This window comes from Priestia flexa NBRC 15715 (assembly GCF_001591565.1).
In the GTDB taxonomy this organism is placed as follows: Bacteria; Bacillota; Bacilli; order Bacillales; family Bacillaceae_H; genus Priestia; species Priestia flexa.
Window position 1 is genome coordinate 1 of the sequence record NZ_BCVD01000154.1, and the last position, 7,448, is coordinate 7,448.

General features: G+C 39.2%; 6 protein-coding genes. 1 reads left to right on the forward strand and 5 read right to left on the reverse strand.

Translation table 11 applies throughout. The annotated features are described in order from the left end of the window. Positions 1-119 precede the first annotated feature (119 nt). A complete protein-coding gene (namA, locus tag BFL01S_RS17990; protein WP_061786532.1) occupies positions 120-1,136 on the forward strand; it encodes an NADPH dehydrogenase NamA in 1,017 nt (338 codons plus the stop codon). 30 nt (positions 1,137-1,166) lie between these two features. Here the strand turns inward: namA and rnz are convergent, their stop codons facing one another. The 5 genes from rnz to BFL01S_RS18015 all read right to left on the reverse strand — a co-directional run bounded on the left by rnz (position 1,167) and on the right by BFL01S_RS18015 (position 7,221). Beyond that, complete coding sequence (gene rnz, locus BFL01S_RS17995) at positions 1,167-2,084, reverse strand: ribonuclease Z (RefSeq protein WP_061786533.1); 918 nt, start codon at positions 2,082-2,084, stop codon at positions 1,167-1,169. An 87-nt stretch (positions 2,085-2,171) separates the two neighbouring features. Beyond that, positions 2,172-3,536, reverse strand: coding sequence for an aspartate aminotransferase family protein (locus BFL01S_RS18000; RefSeq protein ID WP_061786534.1), 1,365 nt, complete (start codon positions 3,534-3,536; stop codon positions 2,172-2,174). An 87-nt stretch (positions 3,537-3,623) separates the two neighbouring features. After that, positions 3,624-5,093: a CoA-acylating methylmalonate-semialdehyde dehydrogenase gene (locus BFL01S_RS18005; protein ID WP_061786535.1), complete on the reverse strand. Its 1,470-nt coding sequence runs from the start codon at positions 5,091-5,093 to the stop codon at positions 3,624-3,626. 151 nt (positions 5,094-5,244) lie between these two features. Beyond that, positions 5,245-6,882, reverse strand: a complete 1,638-nt coding sequence (locus tag BFL01S_RS18010) for a PucR family transcriptional regulator (RefSeq protein ID WP_412762065.1) — start codon at positions 6,880-6,882, stop codon at positions 5,245-5,247. 141 nt (positions 6,883-7,023) lie between these two features. Further along, complete coding sequence (locus tag BFL01S_RS18015) at positions 7,024-7,221, reverse strand: hypothetical protein (RefSeq protein ID WP_025909785.1); 198 nt, start codon at positions 7,219-7,221, stop codon at positions 7,024-7,026. Between the last annotated feature and the right edge of the window lie 227 nt (positions 7,222-7,448).

Consider the following 7,448-nt stretch of genomic DNA (forward strand, 5'->3'; position numbering starts at 1 on the left):
TGTCTCAGTCTCTTTTACTAACTCTCCATGAAACAGTAAAGCATATAAAGTGAAATTTACTAAACCTCAGTGCTATAATGCATTTTGTTAGCAACTCGAAATAATGGAGGGATATGAAAGTGACTGCTGAATTGTTTACACCTTATCAAGTGAAAGATGTAAAGTTTAAAAATAGAATTGTAATGTCGCCCATGTGCATGTATTCATGTGAAGAGGAAGATGGCATCGTAACAGATTGGCATCTGGCTCACTATACATCACGTGCTGTTGGCCAAGTTGGCTTAATCATGATTGAAGCTACTGCGGTAACACCTGAAGGACGTATTACATCACGTGATTTAGGGATTTGGAATGACGAACATGTTGAAGGGTTACAAAAGCTTGTTAATCAAGTGAAAGCACACGGTAGTAAAACCGCTATTCAACTTGCACACGCAGGCCGTAAAGCGACGGTAGATGGAACGATTTACGCTCCTTCTGCTATTGCATTTGATGATGAAAGTAAAACACCTGCTGAAATGACAAAAGAAGATATTGAGAGAACAATTGAAGCCTTTAAAGAAGGTGCAAAACGCTCAAAACAAGCTGGTTTTGATATTATTGAAATTCACGGAGCACATGGATATTTAATTCACCAATTCTTATCTCCATTAAGCAATAAGCGCACGGATGAATACGGTGGGTCTGCTGAAAACCGCTATCGCTTCTTACAACAAACGATTAACAGTGTAAAAGAGGTATGGGACGGTCCTTTATTTGTTCGTGTTTCTGCAACTGACTACGCTGAAGGCGGATTAACTATCGATGACCATGTTACATTCGCTAAATGGATGAAAGAACAAGGTGTTGACCTAATCGATGTAAGCTCAGGGGCACTTGTGCATACTAAAATTAACGTCTACCCTGGCTATCAGGTACCGTTTGCAGAAAAAATCAAGCACGAAGCAAACATTGATACAGGGGCTGTTGGTTTAATTACGAGCGGTCTTCAAGCGGAAGAGATTCTTCAAAGTAAACGTGCTGACCTCATATTCGTCGCGAGAGAACTACTGCGCGATCCGTATTGGCCACGCACAGCCGCCAAAGAGTTAAACACAACCATTGAAGCACCTGTTCAATATGAACGAGGTTGGTAAAAAAGTGAGGGCCTTTAGGGCTCCTCACTTTTATTCAATAGGAAAACTCACTAGGTCAGACGCAACCAGAGTATGTTTAAATTCCTTCATCGCCCCCTCTGCTAACTGCTTGACTGCTTCTCCTTGATATCTAGCACTTATATGAGTAAGAATTAGCTGCTGCACATTCGCTTGCCTAGCTACTTGTGCTGCTTGCTTGGCTGTAGAATGATAATAATCATAAGCCAGCTTTTCATCGCCCTCAGCAAATGTTGCTTCATGAACTAAAACGTTCGCATTCTCTGCAAGCATCGTGCTATTTTCACACATTCGCGTATCTCCTAAAATGGTTACGATTTTTCCTGGTTTGGATTCTCCAATGAATTCCGCTCCGTTAATTTCCCGCCCATCTTCTAGAAAAATAGTTTTGCCTTCTTTTAACTGCTTATAATGAGGTCCTGGTTGTACTCCAGCTTCTTTCAAACGTTCTACTTGTAGCGCACCCGGTAAGTCTTTTTCAACGATTCGATATCCATATGACGTTACGCCATGCTCAAGCTTTGCACATTCTACTTTAAACGTATCATCTTCAAATATAACCCCTTCATTGACTTCAACAACTTGAAGCCGATACTTCAAGTGCGTTTGGCTAACTTCTAACGCGACTTTAATAAACTGCTCAATACCAGGGGGACCGTATACGGTAAGAGGTTCTTCGCCTCCTTGAAACGATCTGCTCCCCAACAAACCCGGAAGGCCATAAATATGGTCACCATGCAAGTGCGTAATAAAAATTTTCTCGATGCGACGAGGGCGAATGGAAGTATGTAAAATTTGGTGCTGAGTTGCTTCTCCGCAATCAAAAAGCCATACGGCACTTCGCTCTTGCAGAAGCTGTAAAGCAATTGAGGAAACGTTTCGTTGTTTAGCTGGTACTCCGGCACCCGTTCCTAAAAATAATAGTTCCATGTGCTTCTCCCTTTCTACTTAATTCAAACATTAATCCGAACAAAAAGCCTGTATGCACATATTATACAGGCTTTTTACTTACCTATGCTACCTAATTGTTTGAAGCGCCTCTGTTAATACAGAAATAAGAAGGTTTAAATCTTCCTTTGGAATCATGAGAGGCGGTGAAAGAGTGAGCACATTGTTATGCCCGGCTACTGTTGCGCCATTCTTCCCAATAATGACTCCTTTTTCTTTACACCTTGCAATTACTTGATTCACTAACTGTATATCCAGGGGCACTTTGGAAATTTGATCAGAAACAAGCTCGATTCCTACCAGCAGCCCTTTGCCACGAATGTCGCCTACATACGGGTGTCCTTTCAATTCTTCTTTTAACTCTTTCAATAAATAGGTTCCCATCGTTTTTGAACGATTATATAAGCCTTCACTCTCCATAATCTCTAGGTTTTTGAGTGCAAGTGCACAGGCAGCTGGACTTCCTCCAAATGTGTTTACATGTCGAAAATATTCATACTGATCGCTACCTTTAAATGCTTCATAAATTTCTCGCTTGACCGCTGTTGCCGATAAAGGTAAATAAGCACTTGTAATACCTTTTGCCATCGTAATAATATCCGGCTTCACGCCATAATTCATAAATCCAAACGCTTCCCCTGTGCGTCCAAATCCACATATAACTTCATCTACAATCAATAACGCCCCGTGCTTTTCGCAAACTTCTTTTACCCCTTGCATATAGTTATCTGGTGGAATTAAAATACCTCCCCCTGTAATAATTGGCTCCATTATGACCGCAGCAATTGTTTCACTAAGCTCCCACGTCATCGTGTCATCAATCGTCTTCACCGACTGAAGCAGCTCTTTTGGTGCATCTATTTTATCGACACCTCGGTAGCTATCAGGGGGTGGAACATGAAGAAAGCCAGTTGCTAAAGGTTCGTACTTGTATTTACGCTGAGCTTGCCCCGTAGCTGACAGTGCCCCCATCGAGTTTCCATGATACCCACGGTAACGTGAGATAATTTTATAGCGCCCATGTTCTCCTCGTTGCTGATGATACTGTCTCGCAATTTTAAATGCGGTCTCATTCGCTTCTGATCCGCTATTAGAAAAAAAGATGACATATTCATCTCCTAGCATTTCATTGAGCTTTTCAGCTAATTGAATCGCAGGAGGGTGACTTTGCGTTAATGGAAAATAAGCTAGTTCTTTGAGCTGTTCATAAGCTGCTTGGGCTAGCTCTTCTCTTCCATAGCCTATATTTACGCACCAAAGTCCCGCCATTGCGTCTAAAAATCGATTTCCATCCTCATCTGTTATCCAAGCGCCCTTCGCTTTTTCTACTACCATAGTAGCTTCAGGAGAATAAGGTTTCATTCCGTGCCATACGTATTGCTCATCCTTATTTTTTAAGCTTTTATTTTTTTCGCCACTGCTAGCTTGAACCATTGCATTCACTCCTTCTGATTTTAGTAATTATATGGATGAAGAGACTTCGACCAAAGCCGAAGTCTCTCTTTTCATCTAATAAATATGTTAAAAATCAAAGCGTGATGTTATCATCTTTTTACGCGTATAAAAGTTCAATCCGTCTTTTCCATTGACATGTAGATCTCCGTAAAAAGAGTCTTTCCAACCCGAGAACGGGAAGAAAGCCATAGTAGCAGGCACTCCTACGTTGACACCTAGCATACCAGCATCCGCTTCTTCTCTAAATTGACGGATTGCTTTGGCATCCTTTGTATAAATTGTTGCACCATTTCCAAACCGAGATTTTTCAATATATTCTAACGCTTCATCTAAATTTTCGGCTCGAAGCAAGCTTAAAACGGGTGCAAACAGCTCTTCTTTTGCAATGGTCATAGTGGGCGTTACGTGATCAAAAATCGTGGCACCAAGAAAATTCCCTTCCGAATAATCTTCCATTTCCTTACGACCGTCTCTAATTAAATGAGCACCTTCTTCTACCCCGGCTTCGATATAGCCAAGTACTTTATCTCGATGCTCTTTCCGAATAACGGGCGTTAAAAGCACTTCATCCTGTAACCCACTACCCATAATTAATTCATCTGCTTTTTGCTTCAACTTCGCAACGAACTGTTCTTTAACACCGTCTACCACTACAACAGCACTGCATGCCATACAGCGCTGTCCAGCGCTACCAAAAGCAGAGCTTATAATGTGATTCACCGCTTTATCTATATCACAATCCGGCATAACAATATGATGATTTTTGGCACCAGATAAAGCCTGAACTCGCTTGCCTTGCGCTGCGGCTTGTTCATATACATACTTTGCAACTGGTTGAGAACCAACAAAAGACACTGCTTTAATATCCGCATGATCAATGAGACCGTTGACCACATCATGTGCACCATGCACAAGATTTAATACGCCAGATGGAGCTCCAGCTTCTGTGAACAATTCAGCAATCCGAGTAGCTAATAAAGGCGTGCGCTCTGATGGTTTTAATACAAATGTGTTTCCACAGACAATCGCTAGTGGGAACATCCAAAGTGGAACCATCATCGGAAAGTTAAACGGCGTAATTCCTCCCACAACCCCAACAGGATAACGATACATTTCTGAATCAATTTCTTCTGCAATATTACTAAGCGATTCACCCATAAGTAGCGTCGGTGCTCCGGCAGCAAATTCTACACATTCAATACCACGCTGGACTTCTCCATAAGCTTCTTTATAAGCCTTCCCATTCTCTTTTACTACGAGTCTTGCAAGCTCTTCATGATGTTCAATAAGCAATTGTTGAAACGCAAACATAAGCCTTGCCCGTTTCGGAGCTGGTACATGCTTCCATGCTTTAAACGCTTCTTTTGCATTTTTAACAGCATGGTCAACATCTTGTTTAGTTGAAAGAGGTACTTTTGCAAGCGTCTTTCCCGTTGAAGGATCAATCACATCTTGAAACTGATTGCTTGTTGAGGCAACCCACTTTCCACCTACATAGTTTCTTAATTGTTTGGTATCTTCATTCACGACTGACATCTAATTAGCCCCCTTTTAGCATACAATCTTACTTTTATTATCATGAATTCTTACTTCAGATTCATTAGACAGAATGTGAAATAGAAATTCTGTCTAGTTTCACACATTGGATAGTGAAATACGAAGTAAACCTAGTAAAATGAAAGAGAGCTCATGTAAGGGATGCTTTTTCTAGCTCATCAATAGCAGTAGTAGATGCGTTTAGTGCAAACAAATAGTCATAGGTCATGATCATAAATTCGATAGCCATTCGTTTTTCGTGAGCCATAAAATCAGAACCTAATAGCTTTTCAAGCTTTTCAATGCGATGATAAAGAGTCTGACGCACAATATATAAGCGCTTTGCCGTTTCTTGCTTTGATCCATTACATGCTAAATATACTTTTAGTGTTTCAAATAGCTTTGCATTAAATTTTCGATCATACTCGAGAACTGGCTGTAAATACTCCATCACCACTTCTTGTAATTCCCGCTGTTCATTGACTAACGAAATAATGCGGTACATGTGCAGGTCTTCATAAAAACAAATATGATTTTTCACTTGGTTGTGCAAAGTCATTTGAATGGAAACTGTTTTTCTAGCAGTTTCATAGCCTTTATAGATGTGATCTAAGCGTCTATTAAACTGTCCCACTCCTATCAGCTGCACCGCTAGTGATTTGTTGACTTCTTGCAAATCAACGTGGTTTATCCAACGGTTCAAACTTCTTTCTAATCTTTCCCTCCACGTAGTCACCTGACGTTTATTTAAAACAACCAGTACTAACTCTCTTTTCTTTTCTAAAATGAGAAGGTGAAAACCTTCTTGTTCAAAGATTGCTCGAATCGTCAATTTTAAGTACGTATGGTCTAGCTTGACATCTTGTATACATTGACAGCATATAACCGTTCCACCTTGGATTGGAAAGTCATGTAATACTTCTTGTAAACAATGTGTGATTTGAGATGAGGAAATTTCACCGTTTATCCACTGAACCATCCACTCTGTTTCTTGAACTCGCTTTTTTTCTTCAACATATAAGTCTCGTAAAAAATGCTGCGCTAGAGCTGTTGCTGTTCGATCAACCGTTAACATTTCAAGTTCCGTAAAAAAATCATTGGTTGAAAGAATATATAGCTCTGCATAGCTTTCGCCTAACAGTTGAATTGAATGGGTAAAAAAAATACTTTGATTCTTTTTTTGTTTAGTAATATGATGCTGTAATAATTGTTGTTGGGGTAAGTCTAAACAGGCTGGAAAAAGCGTTACTTCACTATGTATACGAAGCCCGGCTAAAAGTCCGGTTGATTCGCAAAGATGCTGTAAAATATCTTTTGGATCGTTGACAGAAAGCAGCATTTGATTCAGCTGCTGAGAGTAATTTTCTAAATTGGAAATCATTAAATACTGCTGATTAACTAGTAGCGCATGCAAATCTTGCGTTATTTCAACAAACGGGACTTCTTCATGAAATAAAATAATGGGAAATTCGTGTTCATTTGCAAATTCAATAACGTTTTGAGGAATCTGAGAGGTATACGTACCAAGCTCGATACAGAGCCCCGAAGCTTGACATTCAATTAGCTGTTTCAAAAATGAAAGGCATAATTCATTATCTTCCTTCCACCCTACACCAGTTGAAAGAATTAATTCATTCCCTTTTAAAAGCTCATTCACGCGAGTCACTTCCATCACGTGAACCCATTTTACCCGATTTGTGAGACCGACTTTACCTGTGATTACTTCACAGCTGTTAAAATGCTTTCTTTTTAAAACCTCATTAATTGTCAAATAAGATTTCAAACTCACACCACCCTTAATCAGTCTATCTCTTTATATTAACTTAAGTTTTCTGAAAAATAAATCATTTTATCTCTTTATACTTTTTTAGAATATAACTCGCTGCTTACATGGAATTACTCAAAAAAAAGCTATAAATCATTATGCGATTTACAGCTTCTCAGCGGCTACTTGCAGTGTTTTAAAAAAACCATGCCTTTTTTTTGCTTGCTCTTTTATTCTCTGAATTTCCTGTTTATAGAAACGTAGGTCGTGAAGTGACACTGCATTAAGCATTTCCATCTTAAGCTTATCTATTACTTTTCTTTCCTCAACTGTCATCACATCTAAATCTTTCTCATTCATCATCTCTGTTTCACACCCTTATCATTTATAGGTATATTTAACGTTTACATTTTTGTTTCAAAAAAACTTTTATACTATACTATTTACTACAAATCCCTCCCTAACTAAACCCTTTTCCCATTGTTGTAAATGAAATGTAATAACTGTTTGTAATACGTAACACTTGACATGAATAGTAACGAAAAAAATATGAGTTAGTTTCACTTTTTGCGCTATTTTTCAAAATAAAT